This is a genomic window from Pelagibacterium halotolerans B2 (assembly GCF_000230555.1).
Taxonomy (GTDB): domain Bacteria; phylum Pseudomonadota; class Alphaproteobacteria; order Rhizobiales; family Devosiaceae; genus Pelagibacterium; species Pelagibacterium halotolerans.
In genome coordinates this window covers 1053388-1075765 of sequence record NC_016078.1, presented here as the reverse complement: position 1 = coordinate 1075765, position 22378 = coordinate 1053388, and the positions used below count along the sequence as shown (strand labels likewise).

Sequence of the window (22378 nt, the reverse complement as noted above, 5' to 3'; positions counted from 1 at the left end):
CTTGCGCCGATCAATCGTCGCGACGCTCGGGAGGAGCCAGCGACTCGATGCCGCGGAGCAGCTCTTCTTCGGAAATGGTGTCGAACACCGGGCCGTCTTCGTCCGAGGAGGTTTCGATGCGCGGCGCGGTATCCATTTCCGGCTCGTCGACTTCCACATACTTCTGGAGCGAGTGGATCAGATCTTCCTGCAGATCCTCGGGCGAAATCGTGCCATCGCCGATTTCACGCAGGGCGACGACGGGGTTCTTGTCGTTGTCGCGGTCCACGGTGATCTGGCCGCCAGAGGAGATCATGCGGGCCCGGTGGGCGGCCGCAAGAACCAGCTCGAAGCGGTTCGGAATCTTTTCAATGCAATCTTCTACGGTGACGCGTGCCACAGCCGGTCTCCATTGCTTTAGGGGAGTTGTCCGTTCTCTTACACGAGGGCTTTGGCGATGACAAGCGGGGGTTTGGCTCCCGGGACGATGTTAATTTGACGCTTTGGTGAACTTCTTTCCCGCCTGCGGCGTTGAGCGGAATACACCGCGTTCATTTTTTCTGCCGTTTTTGTTTGGAGCTTTTGTCCATATGTTCGATCCCCGGGAAAAGGTCGTGCTGTTTATCGACGGCGCCAACCTTTACGCCACGTCCCGAGCGCTTGGAGTCGACATCGACTACAAGCGGTTGCTGAGCGAGTTTCAGGACACCGCCTATCTGTTGCGCGCCTATTATTACACCGCCCTGGTGGAGGATCAGGAGTATTCCTCGATCCGGCCGCTGATCGACTGGCTCGACTACAATGGCTACACTGTGGTGACCAAGCCGGCCAAGGAGTTCACCGACGCGCAGGGGCGGCGCAAGATCAAGGGCAACATGGATATCGAACTGGCGATCGACGCCCTGGAGATGTCCGATTATTACGATCATCTCGTCCTGTTTTCGGGCGATGGCGATTTTACCGCGCTCGTCGCGGCCCTGCAGAGGCGCGGCAAGAAGGTGACCGTGGCTTCGACCCTGACAACGCCCACCCCCATGATTTCGGACGAGCTGCGGCGGCAGGCCGATTATTTCCTCGAAATCGCCACCCTCGCCAAGACGGTTGGCCGGCCGCAGGTTGACCGGTCTCAATCGGCCAACGAGGATATCACGCCCTGATTCCCGTGCGAGATTTCTCTTGGCGCTCCAGACCAACCCACCTCCCGATTGCCCGCTCTGTCCGCGGCTGGCCGAGTTCCGGCACATCAACCGCCGGCAATTCCCCGATTGGCACAATGCGCCGGTGGACAATTGGGGAGACACCGCCCCCCGCCTTCTGATCGTCGGGCTGGCGCCCGGGCTGCGCGGTGCCAACCGGACCGGGCGTCCGTTCACCGGCGATTATGCGGGCGACCTGCTTTATGCGACGCTCAAGAAATTCGGGCTGGCGACCGGTGAGTTCGAGGCCGATCCCAATGACAGTTTGCAACTCGTCGATACGCTGATCGTCAATTCCGTGCGTTGCGTCCCGCCGCAGAACAAGCCCACCGGGCCGGAAATCGCCACCTGCCGGCGGTTTCTTATCGCCACCATCGAAGCCAACCGCCAGGCCAAAGCCTTTTTTGCCCTTGGCCGCATCGCCCATGAATCGCTGCTCAGCGCGCTGGGAGAACGCCGCGCCGCCTTCCCCTTCGGCCATGGACGCGAGCACACGCTCAGCGACGGCCGCATCCTGATCGATAGCTTCCACTGCTCGCGCTACAACACCAATACCGGGCGACTGACGCCCGAAATGTTCGAGGACGCTATGGGCAAGGCGAAGGCTGCGATAACGGCTGAAGGCTGAGCATCCACCTCCGGCGCTGGGGGTACTGGATCCCGGCTCAAGGCCGGGATGACGGTGGTGGGGAGTATGGCGTGAGGAAAAACCGCGACTCAGCGATGGTCGACTGCCTGGCAGAAGCACCCCCTCCAGCGCCGGGCCAGCCCTGCCTAGCACAGGCGCACCCCTACCCCCTTGGTCATCCCGGACCTGATCCGGGATCCAGTACACTCAGCACCCGAGGAAGCCCGACCACCCGGGGCCGGATTACCCCTGCTTCAATATCCGCTGCTTGTCGCGCGCCCAGTCGCGATCTTTCTGGACGTCGCGCTTGTCGTGGGATTTGCGCCCCTTGGCGAGCCCGATCAGCAACTTGGCCATGCCGCGCTCGTTGAAATAGAGTTTGAGCGGCACGATGGTGTTGCCCTGCCGCTCGACGCCCTTGGCGAGTTTGTCGAGCTCGCGATGCGAGACCAGCAGCTTGCGGCGGCGCTTTTCGTCGTGGTTGAAGCGGTTGGCCTGCACATATTCGGGGATATTGGCATTGATGAGCCAAAGCTCCCCATCTTCGGGCGACACATAGGATTCGGCGATCTGGGCCTTGCCGTTGCGCAGCGATTTCACCTCGGTGCCGCGCAGCACGATGCCGGCCTCGATTGTGTCGAGAACCTCATAATCGAACCGGGCCCGGCGGTTTTCGGCCACCATGCCGGTTTCGAGCAGACCTTTTTCCTTCTTCGGTGCCATTGCCTGCCGATCAGTTGATGAGCCCGGCGTGAACCAGGGCAGCGTCGATGGCGGCGCGGGTCGTTTCGGTCACCGGCACCAGCGGAAGCCGGATTTCCTCGCCGAACAGGCCGAGCCTTGAGGCTGCGTATTTGACGCCCTGGGGATTGGGCTCGATAAACAACGCCTTGTGGAGCGGGGCGAGCCGATCCTGAATGGTGAGCGCCGTGCCGAAATCGCCGGCCTGACAGGCGGCCTGAAACGCCGAGCACAGCTTGGGCGCGACATTGGAGGTCACCGAAATGCAGCCCCTGCCCCCATGGGCATTAAAGCCGAGCGCGGTAATATCCTCGCCCGAGAGCATGACGAACTCCGAGCCCAGCGCGGCGCGGGTCATCGTCGCCTTGCTCATGTCGGCCGTCGCGTCCTTGACGCCAACGATGTTGGGACAGGCATCGCGCAGGCGCTTCATGGTGTCGACGCTGATATCGACAACCGTCCGGCCCGGCACGGAATAGAGGATGACCGGCAGGCTGGTTGCCTTGGCAATCGCCGAAAAGTGCTGAAACATGCCTTCCTGGCTGGGCCGGTTGTAATAGGGCACGATGGTCAGAATGCCATCGGCTCCGGCCTGCTCGGCAAATTCGGCAAGGTGAATGGCCTCGCGGGTGGAGTTGGAGCCCGCACCAGCAATGATCGGAACGCGCTTGTCGGCCACTTCGATGGCGATCTCGATGACGCGGCGGTGTTCCTCGTGGCTGACCGTGGGGCTTTCGCCCGTCGTCCCCACCGGCACCAGACCGTTGGTGCCTTCCTCGATCTGCCATTTGACGAAACGCGCCATGGCGTCTTCATCAACAGCACCCTTGTGGAACGGCGTTACCAACGCCGTGATCGACCCGGAAAACATGTGAAACAGTCCTTGATTTCGACGACCGGCGCGCCCGGCCGTCCTTCTCTTCTCGATTATCGCGCTTCGGGAGGAAGCGCTCCAGCATTTTCGTTTTGTCGCGCTTCCGAACCACAAAAGTGGTGCCCACTTTTGCTGGAAGCACTCCAGTATCGCCCTTGATCCCTAACGGGTCATTTCCTGATGGCGCGGGATGACGGTTTTGTCACCCCCAAAACTGGCGCACCATAGTGGCACTTGCATGGCGCGACAAGCGGGCGGCATTCCCCGTTTGCCCAGATTGTGCGCGCCGCCGGGCGTGGTATGAAGCATCATGTTCAAGCGCGCAACTCCCCTGCCTCAAACGCCGTTGTTCTCCGAGCTTCCCGTCAGGACGATAACCTGCGGTACGGCCAACACACGGATCGCCGTGCATGTTCACGGCGAGATCGCCGATGATGTGCCGCCGGTGATCTGCCTGCCCGGCTATGTGCGCAATATGTCCGATTTCGCGGCCCTGCCCCCCGCCATAAACCGGCTTCCCGACACTTCGCTTTGCTTTGTCCTTGTCGACCTGCCGGGGCGTGGCCGTTCGAGCCGGCCTGGCAGGACGATCGAGTACTCCACGCTCACCGATGCGCAATGCGTGCTCGATGTCATGGCAGCGCTCGATATCCCGCGCGCCGTTTTCGCGGGCGAGGGCCATGGCGGACAGGTGGCGATGGTCATTTCCGCCCGGCGTCCGCTGGCGGTCGCCGGAACGATCCTCATCGATTCCGGTCCGGTCACCGATCCGCGCAGCCTTGTGCGCACGCGCAACAATTTCCGCCACCTGACGGCGCTCAAATCGGCGCCGGCCGCCCATGCGGCGCTGCGCAAGATCCTGAGCACCGATTATCCGGGCGAATCCGAAGCCCAGCTCGACGCATTTGCACAACGGCTCTATGCCGAGGATGCCCGCGGGCGGCTGCAGCCCCTTTTCGACGCGCGACTGATCGGGCAACTCGAAAAATTCGAATTCGACGACGTGCTGGCGGCGCAGTGGCCATTGTTCGATACGCTGGCCCACGCTCCGCTGATGATCGTGCGCTCGCACTTGACCGACCAGGTGCGCCGGGCGACATTCGATGAAATGGTGCGCCGCCGCCCCGACGCCGCCACGCTGGTCATTTCCGATCAGGGGTCGCCCGCGCTTTTTGAAGACCCTCAAGAGCACGAGGCGATAGCGGCTTTCCTGCGCGATGTCTGCCGGGCGGGCGACGCGCTCAGCTAGAGCGCGTCCAGCAAAAGTGGAAACGGTTTTGCGGTTCGGACGCGCGATAAAACAACAATTTAGAGGATTTTCGCGATTCGAAGAGAAGCGGAAATGCTCTAGGATTCGAGGCCCTCACCCCACCCGGAGGGACGAGAGAGTCCGATCGCGGCTTTCTTGGGGCCGAACCCGATCGTCGGCGCTTCGGCAAGATGAATCCTCGCCCCTTCGGGGAGAGGGTGGCCGGCATATTCAGGCCCTGTTCGCCTTGACCAGTGCCTTGGCCTGCGACACCCATTTTTCGCGCTCGATACGGCCCTTGAAGGACAGGCGGGCGTTCATCATGGCGATGGATTTGGCGTTCCAGGCGGCGATCTGGGAAAAATGATAGACGCCGTTGTCGTGCAGAACCGATTCAAGCTTTGGGCCTATGCCCTTGATTTTCTTCAGGTCATCGGGCTGACCGCCAGTCGGCGCGTCGAGCAGCCCCAGGGCGGGATCGCCGAGGTCGCGCGTCATCGGCGTAGCGGCGGTGGGCGCTTGCGGCGCGCCGGCCGGCTTGGGGCCGAACACACGCTTGAGCAAATATCCAACAAGACAGCCGATAAAGAAAGCAGCGAGCAGCAGCAGCGCGCTGGGAATGATGTGCGGCGTCGGGTTCATGATTTACTGCCCCTCGCCCGGCGCACCGTACCAGCCGGTTGCCACGCCGATCAGTACGGCCAGCACGAGAAACGGCCAGTTGATGGCAATCAGATATGCAATGTCACCCACGCTAGCCCCCGCTCCCCGTTTTGCGCGCGGCCCCGCCTCAAACGGCCGGGCCTGCAAATTTTCCTATTGCGCGATGTCTTCGAAGCTGAAGACGATGCGCCGGTTTTCCGCCTTGCCCGCCGCCGTCTGGTTGGACGCGACCGGAAGGCTTGCCCCGTACCCGACGGCAAAAAGTCGCTGAGGATCGATCCCCTGCTCCACCAGCCGGTCAACCACGGCCTCGGCGCGGCCCAGCGAGAGCACAAGATTGGTCTCGGCGCGCCCATCGGCATCGGTATGTCCTTCTACATAAACAGGCTGCGAAGGGCAAATGGCCAGTATGTCGGCGATGTCGGAGATCAGGCCCTCCGAGGCCGCTGTCGGATTCGTGCTGCCCGAGGCGAACAGGATAGCATCATCCTGGGTCAGCGCCGCGACCGCGTCTCGGCACTGCGCCGCCTCTTCCCGTGCGACGGCATCGGCGCCCTCTCCGATGGCTGGCGCCGCAACGTCCGCATCCGCCATAGGCGCATCGCTGTCGGCCAGTGTCTCGGCCTGCGGCGCAGGTGATGTGGCCTCGGGCATAGATTGGTCCGCGCCTTCCGAAACTTCCGCCGCCGCAGCCTGTTCCTCGACCGCTGCGTTCGGCCCCGGATCGACGAGCGGTCCGCCCCCCCCTTCCGGCGATGGGGCAACCGCGGATTCGGGCTCACCCGGTTCCGGATTTTCCGTTGTTTCTCCGTTCGGAGCGTCGTTTTCCTCAAGCGCCTCTTCAACCGAATCCACAAGGTCCCGCGGCAAGGGATCATCGGATTGAACGCCGTCATCGCCGGCGGACGCGGCGATTTGAGCGGTTTCGACCTCAACGATCCAGTCCGCGCCGGTCCCGGTTCTGTCGCCCAGAATCCCGGACAATCCGGCAAGACTTTCTTCCTCGGCAAGACGACCCGAGACCGTCCATTGCCCATCTGTAAAGGCGATCGAGCCATCCGCGAGCATCTGGCCGGCGTCGATGGCCTTCATGGCGTCGCGCAGGAATCCGAGGGGCGCGCCGCCGGCCAGCGTCATTGCTTCTGCATCGTCTTCGCCCCCCGCCCGCTCGGCGAGAATGGTCGCCACGGATGCGTAAGGCACGTTGCCACTCAGCGTGAGCGCGCCCGCCTCGATCTGCACAGCCCACGCAAAGGGCGCAGCCTCGCTCTCCTCGGTCAGGTCGATTGCCTGATATTGGGCGAATGCCATTTGTGCGGGGATCAATGCCAGGGCAGCGGGGAGAACAATCGGGAGAAAACGGGAAAAAATCATTCAGAGCCAATTGGTTTGGGATCGCTTGTGAAGCCGAACTGGAGCGGGTTCGGCGAAAGTCGAGACCAGGTCTTGGAGATTTTCCCGATTCGAAGACCCGAAGGGCCCCACAAGCGAAAAGCGGAAATGCTCCGGTCGACTCGGCGCTATCGCTCCCAGTCTAAAGCATTTCCGGGATCGGCGAAGCCCCCGCCCCCTGCGTGCCATCAACAAAACTGTTTAAACAAAAAAGAAAGGCCCGGCAAAAGCCGGGCCTTTCCCAAAATCGCCTCGAGGCGAAGAGTTCTTAGAACTCTTTGGAAGCTTCGAAGGTCAGCTTGTAGTGGTCGTCGGTGTCGGCGAACGCGCTCAGGCTGGTTTCGAAACCGCCGCCCGGTGCGTAGGTGATGCCGGCAGCGCCGTAGATGTAGTCAGCGCCGCCATTGTCGACGTAGCCGAGTTCAGCGTTGGCAGCGATGGTTTCGGTGACGTCGGCGTCAACACCAGCGTAAACGGTGAAGATGTCGATGGCAGCGACTTCCTGGTAGCCAGCGCCGAGATAGATGGCAACGGTATCGGTGGCGTCGAACGCACCTTCACCGGCAACACCCCAATCGCCATTGTCTTCAAAGAAGGCATCGGCGTCGAGCGTGAACATGTCGAGGGTCGCCGAAGCGCCCAGCGAAGCGATGTAGTAGCCGGTGTCGTCGAAGATCACGCCGCCGCGGACTTCGAACGAGTCGAATTCAGCGGTAACAGCAGCGTAGAAGTTGACCGGATCGGTGGCACCATAAAGGTCACCCATCAGGACAGCAGCTTCGGCAGTGATGCCGCCGCTGGCATATTCAACACCGAGAAGCGCGGTGCCGTCGCCGTCGAGGTCTTCGAGACCGGCGATGACGGTGAAGCCATCAGCAACCAGCGATTCGATGGTGATGACGTGGCCGCCCTGGGCAACGGTGCTGGCCAGATCGTTTTCATCGAAATCCCAATCGAACAGGCCGTGCTCGTCGCCACCGCCATAGGTGTGGTCGAGAACTTCGGTGTCGAGAATCTTGTCCTTCAGACCAGCCGAAAGAACGGTGGTGTCACCGAACTGAACGTAGGCCTGATCGACAACGGGATCTTCCGAATAGGTGTGCACGAAGCCGGTAACGGTTTCGGTGTCATCATCAACGAACGACAGGAAGGCAATGGCGGCGCCGGCATCGGTCTGGGTGGTGGCTTCGAAGGCCAGTTCCCAATCGACGTTGGACGAGATTTCGTAAGCGCCGAGGTCTTCGTGGTAGTATTCGTACGACACTTCACCCGAGATCGACAGGCAGGTGTCGTCGGATTCGATGGTCAGGCCCGAGATGCCATAGGCATCGCAAACGCCGAGCGAGACAAAGCTCGTCACGGGATCAGCAGCCTGGGCACCCGTCGACAGGGCCAGAACCGCAGCAGAACCCAGAAGAAGGCTCTTAAGTTTCATAATTGACCTCCAAAGTCAGTCATTCAGTTTGTTTGTGCCGGGCTATCCGGCAGTTTGTCGAAACGCGACCACATTATTGTTGGTGTCGTGTGTTGCCGTCGCGTTGCGACCGACAAACGATCCCATGCATGGATTCGCAAGCCCCACTCTAGCGATGCCGGGGGGCTTCGCAACAGCCGTTCGCCCTGTTCAACAGCCATTGGAGAGGGTTGCGGGGCCAATGTTGCAAAATGTCCACACATCCGGAAACCACTCGTTAACACTTAGGGTCAGGACCGCCTCATTTCGCGTTCACGACGCTGCCGGATTTGTTCAGCCCGGCAGGAAAGGCGGGCAGCCCCTGTCCGGACACGGGCAAACGGCTTGACGCACCGGATGGGCAAATCCGGCGCGCCCCTTTCGGGGTGGGACGCAAATGAGGCGGTCCTGACCCTCAGGCAATCATCGTTTACGAGTCCTTTATGTATCGCCTGCGAAAGACTGCGGCGGCCCGGCGCTTCGCAAAACAGCCACATTGGTGATGTGCTTGGCCTGCTGGCGCCATTTCGTATTTTGCAGGATTTGTCTTGTCCGACCGATCGTCACTGTTGTCAGGCGCATTCGCGGTGCTGCTGGGGACCGCCCTGCTGGCGCCGGCGACCGCGCTCGCGCAGGAAAGCCAGCCGGAACTCGAACAGATGATGGTCGATGCCGACGCGCTTGTGGTGAGTACCGATGTCACGACGCGCTGCGCGCTCTATGACACCTCCGTTTCGTATCTGACGCCGCTCGAACAGGTCGCCGCCCAGATCCGGCTCGGTGAAATCGCAGCGGCGGCGGCCGATGTCATAGCGGACGCGCCCGACCGGATCGCCCGGATGCGGGCCGGGGCCGCGGCGCGGGAATGTGGCGATCCCGACCTTGTCCCCTATATGGATTTCGGGCGCCAGATCGCGCGCGACGTCATCGATATCGCGCTTTTCGCCTGGCGATCGATCGACGTTCCGGGCTGCAATTATTTTGCCGATGACGATTTCATGCGCGCTGCCGAGCGTGCCGCCGCCGCCGCCGAACAGGCCGAGATCGAGGGCGGCACCAGCCGCATCACCTATATCGAACAGCGCGGCGCCGCCTGGGCCGAGGTCTTTGCCTCCAACTGCTCCAATCTGGGCTTTGAGCCGGTGGAAACCCTGCCCGGCCGGATCGCCCTGGCGCTGCCGATACAATAGAGCGCTTTCCCCTCTTCCAGCGTGCGCAATATTGCGCTAAGACCCATCTCCGAATGGGGCTGTAGCTCAGTTGGGAGAGCGCGTCGTTCGCAATGACGAGGTCGTCGGTTCGATCCCGATCAGCTCCACCATTCTTCTGTCTCACGGCGCGCACCACTGCGGGCGTGACGGCGCTAAAACCGCGCCTATGCCCTCCGTTGCGCCTGCGACGGCGCGGCGAAAACGTTCGCCGGGATCCTCGGCCTTGCCTCGTCAATCTGTCTCACGGCGCGCGCCACTGCGGGCGTGACGGCGCTAAAACCGCGCCTATGCCCTCCGTTGCGCCTGCGACGGCACGGCGAAAACGTTCGCCGGGATCCTCGGCCTTGCCTCGTCAATCTGTCTCACGGCGCGCATGACGTGCCGAAACGGCGCTCAGGCCTTGTCCTGGGCGGCCTGCCGCAGCCTGGTGAGGGTGGTACGGGGGGTGATCGCCTCGGGATCGAGCTTGAGCTCGATCACCGCCGCCTTGCCCGATGCCAGCGCGCGCTCCATCGCGGGGGCAAATTGGGCCGTGGTGCTGACGGTTTCGCCATGGGCGCCGAAGGCTTTTGCGTAGGCCGCGAAATCGGGATTGACCAGATCGGTGGCCGAAACGCGACCCGGGTAATGGTTTTCCTGGTGCATGCGAATGGTGCCCAGAATGCCATTGTTGAAAACGATGATCACCGGCTTGGCGCCCGTCGCCATGGCGGTCGCAAGGTCCTGTGCGCTCATGAGGAAATCGCCGTCGCCGGCAAAGCAGACCACCGGGGTTTCGGGCCGAACGATGGCGGCCGCAATCGCTGCCGGGAAACCATAGCCCATGGACCCCGAGGTGGGCGCCAACTCCGTCGCAAAGCGGCGATAGCGATGGAAACGGTGCAGCCAGACGGAAAAATTGCCCGCGCCGTTGGTGTAGATCGTCTCGGGCGGCATATTGGCCTCGAGCCATTCCATCACCACGCCAAGCTGGATGTCGCCGGGATTGGGCGGACAGACCTGCCATTCGGCATAGGCGGCGTGGGCCGCCTCGCCAGTTCCTGCCCAGGCCGGGTTGGCAACAGGCTCCAGCGCCGCAAGCGATTTGGCAAATTCGCGCGGCGTGGCGGCGATCGCCAGCGTGGGATGATAGACCCGGCCCAGTTCCTCGGGATCGGGGTGGACATGGATAAGCGTCTGTTTGGGCACGGGAATGTCGAAAAGCGTATAGCCGCCCGTCGTCATCTCGGTCAGCCGGGCGCCGATAACGATCAGCAGGTCCGACCCCTCGATCGTTTCGAGCAGCTTTGGATTCGGCCCGATGCCCAGATCGCCCGCATAGAGCGGATGAGCGTTGTCGAACCTGTCGGCGCGACGGAAGCTCGTGGCAACCGGCAACCGGTTGGCCTCTGCGAAATTCTGAATCGCGGCCACCGCTTCTTGATCCCACGGAGCGCCGCCGAGCAGCATCATGGGGCGTTGAGCCCTGGCAAGCATCGTGCGCATGGCGTCGAGTTGATCGGCGCCCGGCCAGCTTTGCAGCGGCGCATAGGCCAGCGCATCGGGCACATCGGCCAATTCGGTCAGCATGTCCTCGGGCAGCGCGATGGCCACCGGGCCTGGCCGGCCACTCGTCGCCACGCGGAAGGCCCGGGCGATCAGTTCGGGCAGCCGGGCGGTATCGTCGATCTGCGCCGTCCATTTGGTCACCTGCCCGAACATGCGGCGATAATCGATCTCCTGGAACGCTTCGCGTTCGACCTGATCGCGCGCCACCTGTCCGATGAACAGAATCATCGGGGTGGCGTCCTGCATGGCCACGTGCAACCCGGCGCTGGCGTTGGTCGCTCCCGGCCCTCTCGTCACCATGCAGACGCCGGGACGGTTGGCGAGCTTGCCATGCGCTTCGGCCATCATGGCCGCATTGCCCTCGTGCCGGCAGGTAACCGTCTTGATCTGCGGGGTGTCGTATAACGCATCGAGCACGGCGAGATAGCTCTCGCCCGGCACGCAGAACACATGGTCGGCGCCGTGAAGCTTGAGCTGATCGACGAGTATCTGTCCGCCGGTGCGGTTTGCCATGAGCAGGCTCCTGAACCTTATGTGATTATCCCTACCGAGCGATAGCGGGTCTTGTCGAGACCGGCATGGCTTTAGCTCTAAAGCCGAGCCAGCAACCGCTGTGCCGCGAGGAGATGCGGGCGGTCGATCATTTTGTCATTGAGCTTGATGGCCCCGGCACCGGGGTTTTCGGCGAAGGCGGCAATGACGGCCCTTGCATGGGCGATTTCGGCTTCAGTGGGGGCGAAGGCGGCGTTGATGACGGCGATCTGGGTGGGATGGATGGCCATCATGCCGGAAAAGCCGTCGCGGCGGGCACGCGCCGCATAGGCCCGGAGCCCTTGGGTATCGATGAAGTCGGTATAGACCGTCTCAATGGCCGGGACGCCCGCCGCGTGGGCGCCGAACAGGGTGAGACTGCGCACCAGTTCATAGGGCGGCGTATAGCTTCCACCGGGGCGGCGGGCCGTTGTGGCGCCGATGGCGGCGGGCAGATCCTCGGCGCCCCAGGTCAGCCCGCACAACCGGCTGGCGACGGCGCCATAGGTGCCCAGCCCGAACACCGCCTTCGGCGTTTCGGTGGCGATAGGCAGGATGGGGATGTGCGCGAGCCCCAGCATGGCGGCCAGTTCGGCGACCGATGTACCCGATTCCGATTTGGGCAGCACCAGCGCCTCGGGCTTGGCCGGCAGAATCGCTTCGAGATCGGCGGCGAGATCGGAGGAGCCGAGCGGATTGACGCGGACCATCACTGTGACCTCGCGGCTGGCGCTCGAAAGGAACTGTGCCACATCCTTTCTGGCCCAGGGCTTTCGTTCCGGCAGCACCGAATCCTCGAGATCGACGATCACCGCATCTGCGCCGCTTTTCAGCGCCTTTTCCATGCGGTCGGGTCGATCGCCGGGGACAAAGAGCAGCGAACGGAGCCTCATTGCGGCCTCCGCCGGATCAGTGCGGTGCGCGTGCAGGTGCAGACGATTTCGTCGCGCTGGTTGATGGCGCGATGGGCGAAGGTGACGATTCCGGCTTCGGGGCGGCTGGTCGAGGCGCGCAGATCGGTCACCTCGGACTCGATCCTCAGCGTGTCACCGATGAATACGGGTTTGGGCATTCTGACCGCGTCATAGCCCAGATTGGCTACAAGCGTTCCGAGGGTCGTTTCCGCGACCGATATCCCCACCATCAGCGAAAAGGTGAAGGTGCCGTTGACGACGATCCGGCCGAATTCGGTGCCCTTTGCGTATTCGGCATCGAGGTGGAGCGGCTGGGGGTTGTGGGTCAATGTGGTGATGAGCAGATTATCCGCCTCGGTGACCGTGCGGCGGACGGGATGGGCGATGGTGTCGCCGATCGACCACTCCTCGAAATAGCGCCCGCTCATCGATTCTCCTCCGCAATTTCCACGAGGACCATCCCTTCGGTGACCTGCTCGCCGTCCGATGCATTGATCGCGGCGATAGTGCCGTCAAAGGGTGCCGACAGAGTGTATTCCATTTTCATCGCTTCGAGGACGATTACGGTTTCGCCCTTTGCGACAAGCTGGCCGCGGGCGATGGGGATGGCGGTGACCTTGCCGGGAATCGGGGCGAGAATGGCCCCGTCCGATGCCGCCCCGCCATGGATGGCGTCGGTCCGGTCGAGGGTGAAGGCGAAGATTTCGCCAGCCTCGGCGATGAGGGTGCGGTGAGGCGATTTGTGGACGATGCGCGGTGCTTGTGTGCTTGGGTGGGGTCTGTTCGAGGGGAGCGAAACCGTGACCGGCTCTGACGCGAAGCGCATGCGGATTGTGCGGTTCGGTTCGGCATTCATGCGGAATCCGACGAGATCGCTCCAAGCCCCCTGCCCTTGCGGAAGCATGGATTGCGCGGCAAGTTCAAGGGCTTGCGCAGACGGCTCAACAGGTTGAATCAGCCCCTCGCCGTGGCGCTCGATAAAGCCGGTGTCGATGTTCCCGGCGCCAAAATCGGGTTCGGCCAGCGCGCGGGCCAGGAAGGCGGCGTTGGTCTTGACCGGGTGGATGGCGATGGACCGGCAGGCGGTTTCGAGCTTTTCGATGGCCTCCTGCCGCGTCTCGCCATGGGCGATGAGTTTGGCGATCATCGGGTCGTAAAACGGGGTGATGGCATCGCCGGTCTGAACGCCGGTTTCGATGCGGACGCCCTCGGGCAGATCGAAGATTTCGAGCGTGCCGGTCGAGGGCATGAAGGCGTTGGCGGGGTCTTCGGCGTAGAGCCGGGCTTCGACGGACCAGCCGGAAAAGGTCAATTGATTCTGTGACCTGGGAAGGGTTTCTCCCGAAGCGATTCTGAGCTGCCATTCGACGAGGTCGACGCCGGTGATCGCTTCGGTGACCGGATGTTCGACCTGCAGGCGCGTGTTCATTTCCATGAACCAGATGCGATCGGCGCGCAGGCCATCCGAGGCGTCGGCGATAAATTCTATGGTGCCCGCCCCGACATAATCGACAGCCCGGGCGGCCGTTACGGCGGCATCGCAGATGGCGGCGCGGGTGGCCTCGTCCATTCCCGGTGCCGGGGCTTCCTCGATCACCTTCTGGTGGCGGCGTTGCAGCGAGCAATCGCGCTCGAACAGGTGCACGACATTGCCGTGCCGGTCGCCGAACACCTGCACCTCGATATGGCGCGGGCGGGTCACGTATTTTTCGAGCAGCACGCGGTCGTCGCCAAAGGCGCTTTTCGCCTCGCGCCGGCACGATTGCAGCGCGGCTGAAAAATCCTCGCGCCTTTCGACCTTGCGCATGCCCTTGCCACCCCCACCGGCGATGGCTTTGATCAAGAGAGGATAGCCGATCTCGTCGGCGGCGGGGATAAGTGTCTGTGGGGACTGGTCAGCGCCCATATAGCCCGGCGTCACGGGTACGCCCGCCTCCGCCATGAGTTTTTTGGCCGCGTCCTTTAGGCCCATCGCCTCGATGGAGGCCGGGTCGGGTCCGACCCAGATCAGCCCGGCATCGATAACACCTTGCGCGAACTGGGCATTTTCCGACAGGAGGCCGAATCCGGGATGGATGGCATCCGCTCCGGCCTCAAGCGCAGCGGCGATGATCGCATCGCCCCGCAAATAGCTCTCGCTGACCGGCGACGGCCCGATATGGACCGCTGCATCGGCCATGCGGACATGGAGCGCCCCGGCATCGGCGTCCGAGAATACCGCAACGGTTTCAACGCCCAGACGCCGCGCGGTGCGGATGATGCGGCAGGCGATTTCGCCGCGATTGGCGATGAGCAAACGCTTTATCATCATCTACATCCTGAACAGCCCGAATTGCGGGCGTTCGGGGATCGGGGCGTTGAGCGTAACGCGGAAGGCCAGGCCCAGAATGTCGCGGGTTTGGGCGGGATCGATGATGCCATCGTCCCACAGCCGCGCCGTGGCGAAATAGGGATTGCCCTCGGCCTCATAACGCTCGCGAATGGGAGCTTTGAACGCTTCCTCGTCCTCTGCGCTCCAGTTTTCGCCTTTTGATTCAAACCCATCGCGCTTGACGGTGGCGAGGACCGATGCCGCCTGTTCGCCACCCATCACCGAGATACGGGCGTTGGGCCAGGTGAACAGGAACCGTGGGGAATAGGCGCGCCCCGCCATGCCGTAATTTCCGGCGCCGAAACTGCCGCCGATGATGAGGGTGATTTTGGGCACACTGGCGGTCGCGACGGCGGTCACCAGCTTGGCGCCGTCCTTGGCGATGCCGCCCGCCTCGTATTTGCCGCCGACCATGAACCCTGAAATATTTTGCAGGAAAAGCAAGGGGATACGGCGCTGGCAGCACAGCTCGATAAAGTGCGCACCCTTGAGCGCGCTTTCGGAAAACAGCACGCCATTGTTGGCGACGATGCCGATCTTCATGCCCCAGAGCTCGGCAAAGCCGGTGACCAGCGTCGTGCCGTAGTTCGCCTTGAACTCGTGGAAGCGCGATCCGTCCACGATGCGGGCGATGATTTCGCGCACATCGTAGGGGGCCCTGACATCCAAAGGAATTATGCCGTAGATCTCTGAAATATCGTAATTATTTTTTTCTACGCCCAATGTATCCCCGGTGAACTCGGCCCCCACGCCCAGTGGACTGTCCGGCAGGGTGGAGACGATATCGCGGACGATGGTCAGCGCGTGTTCGTCATTTTCGGCGATATGATCGACGACGCCGGATTTCCTGCCATGGGTTTCGGCGCCGCCCAGTTCCTCAGCGGAGATGACCTCGCCGGTGGCGGCCTTGACCAGCGGCGGGCCGGCCAGAAAAATCGTGCCCTGATTGCGCACGATCACGGTTTCGTCGCTCATGGCCGGAACATAGGCCCCGCCCGCCGTACACGAACCCATGACGCAGGCGATCTGGGGGATCGATTGCGCAGACATCTGCGCCTGATTGAAAAAGATGCGCCCGAAATGGTCGCGGTCGGGAAACACTTCGGCCTGAAACGGCAGGTTGGCGCCGCCGGAATCGACCAGATAGATGCAGGGCAGACGGTTTTCGAGCGCGATTTCCTGGGCGCGGAGGTGCTTTTTGACGGTCAGGGGAAAGTATGCGCCGCCTTTGACCGTGGGATCGTTGCACACGATCATCACCAGCCGGCCCGAGACCTGCCCGATGCCGCAGATGATGCCCGCCCCCGGTGCCTCGTCGCCATACATTCCGTTGGCGGCAAGCTGGCCGATTTCGAGGAACGGCACACCGGGATCGAGGAGGCGCTCGACGCGGTCCCGCGGCAGCAGTTTCCCGCGCGCCACATGGCGCTGGCGGGAGGTTTCGGGTCCGCCCAACGCAGTCCTGGCGGCAATGTCGCGAAGCTCGGCGGCCAGCGCGCGATTGTGCGCGGCGTTGGCGCGGAAGGTTTCGGAGGCCGGGTTGATGGCGGATTGGAGCGTGGGGGCGGTCATTGTGACAACCTCGTGCGTTCGCCCCTCACCCTGCCTGCCGGCATCCCTCTCCCCAAAGGGGCGAGGGAATCCATAGAGCTGCCCCGCGTGGCTCCCTCTCCCCGCTGGAGAGAGGGCTGGGGTGAGGGGACGGCCAGAAGCGCTGCGCCCGCGACAATCATATCCCGATGACCTCGCGCCCGATGAGAAAGCGGCGGATTTCGTTGGTGCCGGCGCCGATATCGTAGAGTTTTGCGTCGCGCACATAGCGTTCGGCCGGCCATTCCTTCGTGTAGCCCGCCCCGCCCAGCGCCTGCACGGCTTCGAGCGACACCTTCACAGCGTTTTCCGACGCCAGCAGGATGGCGCCGGCGGCATCGAACCGCGTGGTCAGTCCCGCATCGCACGCCTTGGCCACCGCATAGACATAGGCGCGGGAGGAATTGAGCGCGACATACATGTCGGCGATTTTCGCCTGCATGAGCTGGAATGACCCGATGGGCGCGCCGAACTGCTTGCGATCCCTGACATAGGGCAGCACGGTATCGAGGCAGGCCTGCATGATGCCGAGCGGGCCCGCCGCAAGGACCACGCGTTCGTAGTCGAGACCCGACATCAGGATTTTCACCCCCTGCCCTTCGGCGCCCAGAACATTCTCGGCCGGAACCTCGCAATCGGTGAACACGAGTTCGGCGGTGTCCGAGCCGCGCATGCCCATCTTGTCGAGTTTGGGCGAGACGGAAAAGCCTTTCATGCCCTTTTCGATGATGAAGGCGGTAATGCCCTTGGGGCCGGCATTCGGGTCGGTCTTGGCATAAACGATCAGCACATCGGCTTTGGGCGCGTTGGTGATCCAGAATTTGGTGCCGTTGAGCACATAGCGATCGCCCCGCCTTTCCGCCCGCAGCGACATCGAGACCACATCGGACCCCGATCCGGCCTCCGACATGGCCAGCGCGCCCAGATGCTCGCCGGAGATCAGTTTGGGCAGATATTTGCGCTTTTGCGCCTCTGAGCCCCAGCGGCGGGTCTGGTTGACCGCGAGGTTGGAATGAGCGCCGTAGGAGAGCCCCACCGATGCCGAGGCGCGCGAGACTTCCTCGACGGCAACGCAGTGTTCGAGGTAGCCCAGCCCGAGCCCGCCGAATTCCTCTTCCACGGTGATGCCGTGCAGGCCGAGCGCGCCCATTTCCGGCCAGAGGTCGATGGGGAAGGTATTCGTCTCGTCAATCTCGGCGGCGCGCGGCGCGATCTTGTCGGTCGCGAAACGGTGTGTGGTTTGCCGGATTGTATCGGCCATGTCGCCGAGGGCGAAATCGAGATGGGTCATGATTGGTGCTCCCTGGCGGGCGAATGAGTTTGCGGTTGACGCTGAAGCCCCTCACCCCACCCCTCTCCCCAGCGGGGCGAGGGAGTCAGCCTGCGGCTTTCCGGGTGCCGGTGTTCGGCCCGTCCGCTGCAGCAGGAATAACCCTCGCCCCTTCGGGGAGAGGGTGCCCGGCAGGGCGGTGAGGGGGCCTTTGCGGCGCTCATGACCAGCTCCGTCTCTCGATAAAAATCAGCGCAGGATTTTCCAGAAGCCGTTTCAACCGCTGGATGAATTTGGCGGCGTCGTACCCGTCGACGATGCGGTGATCGAAGCTCGAGGAGAGGTTCATCATGGTGCGCACCGTCACCTGATTGTTGATGAACACGGGACGGCCCATCAGCTTGTTGGGGCCGATGATCGCCACTTCGGGGTGGTTGATGATCGGGGTGGCGGCAACGCCGCCCAAAGCGCCAAGACTGGTCAAAGTGATTGTGGAGCCCGAAAGTTCGTCGCGCGATGCCCTGCCCTCGCGCGCCGCGTTGGTGACCCGGCTCATTTCGCGGGCGCAATCCCATATGTCGAGCGCTTCGACATGGCGGACGACAGGCACCATCAACCCCTCGGCGGTTTGCGTGGCAATGCCGATATGGATGGGCTCGAACTGGCGCAAAACGCCAGCTTCCGCATCGTAATGGGCGTTGACGTGCGGAAACTCGGGCAGCAATTGCGCCAGCGCCCGCATGAAGAACGGCAGCAGCGTCAGCTTGGGCTGGGCGCCCTGCCGCGCGGCGTTGATCTCGCGGCGCAGCCCTTCGAGCGCCGTCATGTCGCAATCCTCAACATAGGAGAAATGCGGGATGGAGCGGGCGGACAATTCCATGCGCTCGGCGATCCTGCGGCGCAGACCGATGATCTTTTTCTCGTTCACCCCGTGACGCTCGCGGGGCGCGGGCTCAGGCGCCCTTGCCTTGAGATGGGCGTCGAGGTCGGCATCGGTGATGCGGCCGTCCGGGCCAGTGCCGGTGACATAGGCGAGGTCGATATCGAGGTCTTCCGCGCGGCGGCGGGTGGCCGGGGCGATGAGGATCTGGTGGTGCCTTTCTTGGCCCTTCGCTTCCCCTTCCCCCTCGGTCATCCCGGCCTTGGGCCGGAATCCAGTACGCTCAGAGGATGGAGCGTTATCACCGGCGTCGGGGGTACTGGGTCCCGGGTCTTCGCCCGGGATGACGGTGGGGGGTGAGGCGGATTGGGGGGATGGGGTCGCAGGCGCTTCTTCTTCCCCATCGCTTCCCCGGCGAAAGCCGGGGTCCATGGGCGCTTGCCGCTCGCTCCCCGGCTCGTTTGTACTCGGCTGGGCCCCGGCTTTCGCCGGGGAAGCGGAGTCCGGGGCGGCCTCTCCCTCGATCTCGAGTTCGACCAGAACCGAGCCGACGGGCGCCTTGTCGCCCTCGGCGCCGAAGAGTTTCAGCACCGTGCCGGAAACCGGCGAGGTCATGTCGATTGTCGCCTTGTCGGTCATCACGTCGACCAGCGTCTGGTCTTCCTCGACCCGGTCGCCCACCTTGACGTGCCAGGCGGTGATTTCGGCTTCTGCGACGCCCTCGCCGATATCGGGCAGGCGGAAGGAATAGGTTTTCATGCCACCGCCTCCACGCAGCGCTTGAGCGCCTTGGTGACCCGCACCGGGCCGGGAAAATAGTCCCATTCGAAGGCGTGGGGATAGGGCGTATCCCAACCCGCGACCCGTTCGATGGGGGCGCGCAGGTGATAAAAGCACCGCTCCTGAATGAGCGCCGAAAGTTCGGCCCCGAAGCCGCCGAAGCGCGAAGCTTCGTGGACGATGACGCAGCGGCCTGTCTTTTTGACCGATTTGACGATGGCGTCGATATCGAGCGGCACTATGGAGCGCAGGTCGATCAGTTCGGCGTCGATACCGGATTCGGCAATCGCGGCGTTGCAGACGTGAACCATCGTCCCATAGGCGAGCACCGTCACCTCCCTGCCCTCGCGCATCACCGAGGCCGAACCGAGCGGCACCGTGTAGTGACCGGCGGGCACTTCACCGAGCTTGTGTTCGGCCCATGTGGTCAGCGGCTTGTCGTGATGGCCGTCGAACGGCCCGTTATAGAGCCGCTTGGGTTCGAGAAAGATCACCGGATCGTCTTCCTCGATGGCCGCGAGCAGCAGCCCCTTGGCGTCATAGGGATTGGAGGGGATCACGGTTTTCAGCCCCGTCACATGCGCAAAGATCGCCTCGGGGCTTTGCGAATGGGTCTGCCCACCGAAAATGCCGCCGCCATAGGGAGAGCGCACCGTAATCGGGCACCAGAACTCGCCATTCGAGCGATAGCGCAGCCGCGCGGCTTCGGAAACGAGCTGGTCATAGGCGGGCAGGATATAATCGGCGAACTGGATTTCGACGATGGGCCGCAACCCGTAGGCTCCCATCCCGATGGCCGTGGCGACGATACCGCCTTCGGAAATGGGGGAGTCGAAACAGCGGTTTAGCCCGTGTTTTTTCTGCAATCCTTCAGTGACGCGGAACACGCCGCCGAAATAACCCACGTCCTCACCGAACACCAGCGTATCGGGGTCGCTGCCCAGCTTGATATCGAGCGCGGAATTGAGCGCCTGGATCATGTTCATGGCCGGCATGAGAGCCCCCTCGTCGTTTGCGGCCGTCGCACAACGCCAACTCCACACACCGCCGTCATCCCGGCCATGAGCCGGGATCCAGTATGCTCTGAGAATGCAGGAGGCACCGCGGACGATAGATCACCGGCTCCGAGTGTACCGGGTCCCGGGTCTTCGCCCTGGATGACGCCGGTTCCTGGCGATGCGGCCGAAGACAGGATCATTGTCATACCCCCGCCTCCCGCCGCTGCTCGCGGATGCGCCAGTCGGGGTGGGCGAAGACGTCCTCGAACATTTCGCGCGGGTTGGGCTTCGATTGCCCCAGGGTGCCGATGGCTTCGGCCTGCTTGACGGCGGCTTTGATGTCGGCGGTCAATTCGGCGATCAGCGCTTCGTGCTGGTCGTCCGACCATTCGCCGATGGCGATCAAATGGGCTTTCAGCCGCTCGAGCGGATCGCCCAGGGGCCATTTGGAGGCTTCGTCCTCGGGGCGGTAGCGGGTGGGATCGTCGGAGGTGGAGTGTCCGGCGGCGCGGTATGTGAAAAACTCGATCAGCGTCGGGCCGTGATTGGTGCGGGCCCGGTCGGCGGCCCACAGCGTCGCCGCATAGACGGCGAGGAAATCGTTGCCATCGACCCGAAGGCCGGGGATGCCATAGGCGATGGCCTTGGCGGCAAAGGTGGTTTCGCCCGCCCCGGCGATGCCGGAAAAGGACGAAATCGCCCATTGGTTGTTCTCGACGCAGAGAATAACCGGCGCCTTATAGACGGCGGCGAAGGTCAGCGCTTCGTGGAAATCGCCCTCCGCCGTCGTGCCGTCGCCCACATGGCCGATGGCGATCTTGTCGTCGGATTTGAAGGCCGAGGCCATGGCCCAGCCCACAGCGTGCCCGAAGCGCGAGCCGACATTGCCGGAGAGTGAATAAAACCCGTAGTCGCGGGCCGAATAGAGAATGGGCAACTGCCGCCCGCGCAAAGGGTCGCGCTCGTTGGAATAGATCTGGTTGCACAGATCGATCAGCGGATAGTTCCGCGCCATCAGCCAGGAGAGCATGCGGTAGGTGGGGAAATTCATGTCCCCGAGGTCAAGCGCCAGCGCCTGGGCCGCGCCGATGGCCTCTTCGCCCAGCGACTTCATGTAGAAGCTGGTCTTGCCCTGCCGGTGGGCGCGGAACATCCGCTCATCGAACAGGCGTGTCTTGAGCATGGCGGTCAATCCGGCGCGCAGCGTATCGGGGTCCAGCCGCGGGTCCCAGGGGCCGACCGCCCTGCCCTTTTCGTCGAGCACGCGGATCAGCCCATAGGGGAGATCGCGCATGTCGCGTTCGGGTTCGGAAATATCCGGGCAGCGCACAGCGCCGGCTTCGGGCACTTCGATGTGCGAAAAATCGACGGGCTGACCGGGCCGCGCGGGCGGCTCGGGCACGTAAAACGATAGTGCCGGGCGGTTGGATTTATCGCGTCTGGCGCGGTGGTCCATGCTGCTCTCCTCCCCGATTGCAACATTGGGCATTCGCCAATATTACACCCAATCGAAGGGGAGAACTTGACTTCATTCTCCAACTATCGCGTAATGATTGGATATTTCATCCTATCATTTTACGCATATTGAGGAGACGATCACATGGACGAGATGGATCGCAAGATACTGGCCGTGGTCCAGCAAGACTCGTCCCTGTCGGTCGCCGATATGGCGGAGAAAGTGGGCCTGTCGCACACCCCTTTCTGGCGGCGTCTCAAGCGCCTCGAAAAGGACGGGGTCATCAAGGAGCGGGTTTCGATCCTCGACCAGCACAAGCTGGGCCTCGATATCACTGTCTTTGCCCATATTAGACTCAAGCAGCACGATGAGGAAACGCTTGAAGCGTTCGAGCGGGAGGTCGCCGATTATCCCGAGGTCGTGGAATGTTATTCCATGAGCGGGGAGACCGACTATGTGGTGCGTGCGCTGGTCGCCTCGATTGAGGAATATGAGCGGCTTTTGAAGCGTAAGCTGTTGCATTTGCCGGGCGTTGTGGCCATCAACTCCCATTTCGCGCTCAAATGCATCAAGCTCACCACCAAACTGCCGATCGCATAGCGCGGCAAGCGGGAAACGGCCTCACGTCCCGGATGACTGAATAAGAGGAGACGG

The 22378-nt window shown here is 62.9% G+C and carries 20 protein-coding genes and 1 tRNA gene; 6 read left to right on the top strand and 15 right to left on the bottom strand.

What is annotated here, in order from left to right:
- Nucleotides 1–10: 10 nt before the first annotated feature.
- On the bottom strand, nucleotides 11–379 hold the full coding sequence (gene rpoZ / locus KKY_RS05300; RefSeq protein WP_014130282.1) for a DNA-directed RNA polymerase subunit omega: 369 nt from the start codon (nucleotides 377–379) through the stop codon (nucleotides 11–13).
- 190 nt (nucleotides 380–569) lie between these two features.
- On the opposite strand from rpoZ, the gene KKY_RS05295 reads away from it, so the two are divergent.
- Together KKY_RS05295 and KKY_RS05290 are read left to right on the top strand one after the other, a co-directional pair.
- Nucleotides 570–1136 carry a LabA-like NYN domain-containing protein gene (locus KKY_RS05295; protein WP_014130281.1) on the top strand — a complete coding sequence of 189 codons (567 nt, stop codon included), beginning with the start codon at nucleotides 570–572 and terminating at the stop codon, nucleotides 1134–1136.
- Between the two features lie 19 nt (nucleotides 1137–1155).
- Nucleotides 1156–1803, top strand: a complete 648-nt coding sequence (locus KKY_RS05290; RefSeq protein WP_014130280.1) for a uracil-DNA glycosylase — start codon at nucleotides 1156–1158, stop codon at nucleotides 1801–1803.
- A 243-nt stretch (nucleotides 1804–2046) separates the two neighbouring features.
- Here the strand turns inward: KKY_RS05290 and smpB are convergent, their stop codons facing one another.
- Both smpB and dapA read right to left on the bottom strand, forming a co-directional pair.
- A complete protein-coding gene (smpB, locus tag KKY_RS05285; RefSeq protein ID WP_014130279.1) occupies nucleotides 2047–2526 on the bottom strand; it encodes an SsrA-binding protein SmpB in 480 nt (159 codons plus the stop codon).
- 10 nt (nucleotides 2527–2536) lie between these two features.
- Nucleotides 2537–3415 carry a 4-hydroxy-tetrahydrodipicolinate synthase gene (dapA, locus tag KKY_RS05280; protein WP_014130278.1) on the bottom strand — a complete coding sequence of 293 codons (879 nt, stop codon included), beginning with the start codon at nucleotides 3413–3415 and terminating at the stop codon, nucleotides 2537–2539.
- Between the two features lie 313 nt (nucleotides 3416–3728).
- On the opposite strand from dapA, the gene KKY_RS05275 reads away from it, so the two are divergent.
- On the top strand, nucleotides 3729–4667 hold the full coding sequence (locus KKY_RS05275; protein ID WP_041528599.1) for an alpha/beta hydrolase: 939 nt from the start codon (nucleotides 3729–3731) through the stop codon (nucleotides 4665–4667).
- Between the two features lie 231 nt (nucleotides 4668–4898).
- On the opposite strand, the gene KKY_RS05270 is transcribed toward KKY_RS05275, so the two are convergent.
- From KKY_RS05270 to KKY_RS05260, 3 genes are all read right to left on the bottom strand, one after another.
- Entirely contained in the window at nucleotides 4899–5309 is a 411-nt protein-coding gene (locus KKY_RS05270; RefSeq protein WP_014130275.1) for a 50S ribosomal protein L21, read from the bottom strand.
- A 174-nt stretch (nucleotides 5310–5483) separates the two neighbouring features.
- Nucleotides 5484–6641 (bottom strand): OmpA family protein, encoded by a 1158-nt coding sequence (locus KKY_RS05265; RefSeq protein WP_158308051.1) that lies wholly within the window; start codon nucleotides 6639–6641, stop codon nucleotides 5484–5486.
- Between the two features lie 349 nt (nucleotides 6642–6990).
- Entirely contained in the window at nucleotides 6991–8157 is a 1167-nt protein-coding gene (locus tag KKY_RS05260; protein ID WP_014130272.1) for a porin, read from the bottom strand.
- A 566-nt stretch (nucleotides 8158–8723) separates the two neighbouring features.
- Here KKY_RS05260 and KKY_RS05255 point away from each other — a divergent pair.
- Nucleotides 8724–9365 carry a hypothetical protein gene (locus KKY_RS05255; RefSeq protein WP_139305102.1) on the top strand — a complete coding sequence of 214 codons (642 nt, stop codon included), beginning with the start codon at nucleotides 8724–8726 and terminating at the stop codon, nucleotides 9363–9365.
- Nucleotides 9366–9420: 55 nt separating this feature from the next.
- Nucleotides 9421–9496, top strand: a tRNA-Ala gene (locus KKY_RS05250).
- Between the two features lie 283 nt (nucleotides 9497–9779).
- Here KKY_RS05250 and KKY_RS05245 read toward each other — a convergent pair.
- The 9 genes from KKY_RS05245 to KKY_RS05205 all read right to left on the bottom strand — a co-directional run bounded on the left by KKY_RS05245 (nucleotide 9780) and on the right by KKY_RS05205 (nucleotide 21724).
- Nucleotides 9780–11447, bottom strand: coding sequence for a thiamine pyrophosphate-binding protein (locus KKY_RS05245; protein WP_014130269.1), 1668 nt, complete (start codon nucleotides 11445–11447; stop codon nucleotides 9780–9782).
- A 77-nt stretch (nucleotides 11448–11524) separates the two neighbouring features.
- Nucleotides 11525–12358 (bottom strand): HpcH/HpaI aldolase/citrate lyase family protein, encoded by an 834-nt coding sequence (locus tag KKY_RS05240; protein ID WP_014130268.1) that lies wholly within the window; start codon nucleotides 12356–12358, stop codon nucleotides 11525–11527.
- Entirely contained in the window at nucleotides 12355–12807 is a 453-nt protein-coding gene (locus tag KKY_RS05235) for a MaoC family dehydratase (protein WP_014130267.1), read from the bottom strand. The genes KKY_RS05240 and KKY_RS05235 overlap by 4 nt, the downstream gene beginning before the upstream one ends.
- Complete coding sequence (locus tag KKY_RS05230; RefSeq protein ID WP_041529129.1) at nucleotides 12804–14687, bottom strand: acetyl/propionyl/methylcrotonyl-CoA carboxylase subunit alpha; 1884 nt, start codon at nucleotides 14685–14687, stop codon at nucleotides 12804–12806. The genes KKY_RS05235 and KKY_RS05230 overlap by 4 nt, the downstream gene beginning before the upstream one ends.
- A gap of 3 nt (nucleotides 14688–14690) precedes the next feature.
- Nucleotides 14691–16322 (bottom strand): carboxyl transferase domain-containing protein, encoded by a 1632-nt coding sequence (locus KKY_RS05225; RefSeq protein WP_014130265.1) that lies wholly within the window; start codon nucleotides 16320–16322, stop codon nucleotides 14691–14693.
- A 157-nt stretch (nucleotides 16323–16479) separates the two neighbouring features.
- The gene (locus tag KKY_RS05220) at nucleotides 16480–17631 is read right to left on the bottom strand and encodes an isovaleryl-CoA dehydrogenase (protein ID WP_014130263.1); all 1152 of its coding nucleotides are present in this window, start codon (nucleotides 17629–17631) and stop codon (nucleotides 16480–16482) included.
- Between the two features lie 199 nt (nucleotides 17632–17830).
- Nucleotides 17831–19249 (bottom strand): dihydrolipoamide acetyltransferase family protein, encoded by a 1419-nt coding sequence (locus tag KKY_RS05215; RefSeq protein ID WP_014130262.1) that lies wholly within the window; start codon nucleotides 19247–19249, stop codon nucleotides 17831–17833.
- Complete coding sequence (locus KKY_RS05210; RefSeq protein ID WP_014130261.1) at nucleotides 19246–20265, bottom strand: alpha-ketoacid dehydrogenase subunit beta; 1020 nt, start codon at nucleotides 20263–20265, stop codon at nucleotides 19246–19248. Before KKY_RS05210 ends, KKY_RS05215 begins: the two co-directional genes overlap by 4 nt.
- 205 nt (nucleotides 20266–20470) lie before the next feature.
- A complete protein-coding gene (locus tag KKY_RS05205) occupies nucleotides 20471–21724 on the bottom strand; it encodes a thiamine pyrophosphate-dependent enzyme (RefSeq protein WP_014130260.1) in 1254 nt (417 codons plus the stop codon).
- 144 nt (nucleotides 21725–21868) lie between these two features.
- On the opposite strand from KKY_RS05205, the gene KKY_RS05200 reads away from it, so the two are divergent.
- Complete coding sequence (locus KKY_RS05200; RefSeq protein ID WP_014130259.1) at nucleotides 21869–22324, top strand: Lrp/AsnC family transcriptional regulator; 456 nt, start codon at nucleotides 21869–21871, stop codon at nucleotides 22322–22324.
- The last annotated feature ends 54 nt before the right edge of the window (nucleotides 22325–22378 follow it).

Bases quoted from the DNA above. Each gene is read 5' to 3' on its own strand.
- KKY_RS05295 (WP_014130281.1), top strand. From the start codon at position 570: ATGTTCGATCCCCGGGAAAAGGTCGTGCTGTTTATCGACGGCGCCAAC.
- smpB (WP_014130279.1), bottom strand. From the start codon at position 2,526: ATGGCACCGAAGAAGGAAAAAGGTCTGCTCGAAACCGGCATGGTGGCC.
- dapA (WP_014130278.1), bottom strand. From the start codon at position 3,415: ATGTTTTCCGGGTCGATCACGGCGTTGGTAACGCCGTTCCACAAGGGT.
- KKY_RS05275 (WP_041528599.1), top strand. From the start codon at position 3,729: ATGTTCAAGCGCGCAACTCCCCTGCCTCAAACGCCGTTGTTCTCCGAG.
- KKY_RS05270 (WP_014130275.1), bottom strand. From the start codon at position 5,309: ATGAACCCGACGCCGCACATCATTCCCAGCGCGCTGCTGCTGCTCGCT.
- KKY_RS05265 (WP_158308051.1), bottom strand. From the start codon at position 6,641: ATGGCATTCGCCCAATATCAGGCAATCGACCTGACCGAGGAGAGCGAG.
- KKY_RS05260 (WP_014130272.1), bottom strand. From the start codon at position 8,157: ATGAAACTTAAGAGCCTTCTTCTGGGTTCTGCTGCGGTTCTGGCCCTG.
- KKY_RS05245 (WP_014130269.1), bottom strand. From the start codon at position 11,447: ATGGCAAACCGCACCGGCGGACAGATACTCGTCGATCAGCTCAAGCTT.
- KKY_RS05240 (WP_014130268.1), bottom strand. From the start codon at position 12,358: ATGAGGCTCCGTTCGCTGCTCTTTGTCCCCGGCGATCGACCCGACCGC.
- KKY_RS05235 (WP_014130267.1), bottom strand. From the start codon at position 12,807: ATGAGCGGGCGCTATTTCGAGGAGTGGTCGATCGGCGACACCATCGCC.
- KKY_RS05230 (WP_041529129.1), bottom strand. From the start codon at position 14,687: ATGATAAAGCGTTTGCTCATCGCCAATCGCGGCGAAATCGCCTGCCGC.
- KKY_RS05225 (WP_014130265.1), bottom strand. From the start codon at position 16,322: ATGACCGCCCCCACGCTCCAATCCGCCATCAACCCGGCCTCCGAAACC.
- KKY_RS05220 (WP_014130263.1), bottom strand. From the start codon at position 17,631: ATGACCCATCTCGATTTCGCCCTCGGCGACATGGCCGATACAATCCGG.
- KKY_RS05215 (WP_014130262.1), bottom strand. From the start codon at position 19,249: ATGAAAACCTATTCCTTCCGCCTGCCCGATATCGGCGAGGGCGTCGCA.
- KKY_RS05210 (WP_014130261.1), bottom strand. From the start codon at position 20,265: ATGCCGGCCATGAACATGATCCAGGCGCTCAATTCCGCGCTCGATATC.
- KKY_RS05205 (WP_014130260.1), bottom strand. From the start codon at position 21,724: ATGGACCACCGCGCCAGACGCGATAAATCCAACCGCCCGGCACTATCG.
- KKY_RS05200 (WP_014130259.1), top strand. From the start codon at position 21,869: ATGGACGAGATGGATCGCAAGATACTGGCCGTGGTCCAGCAAGACTCG.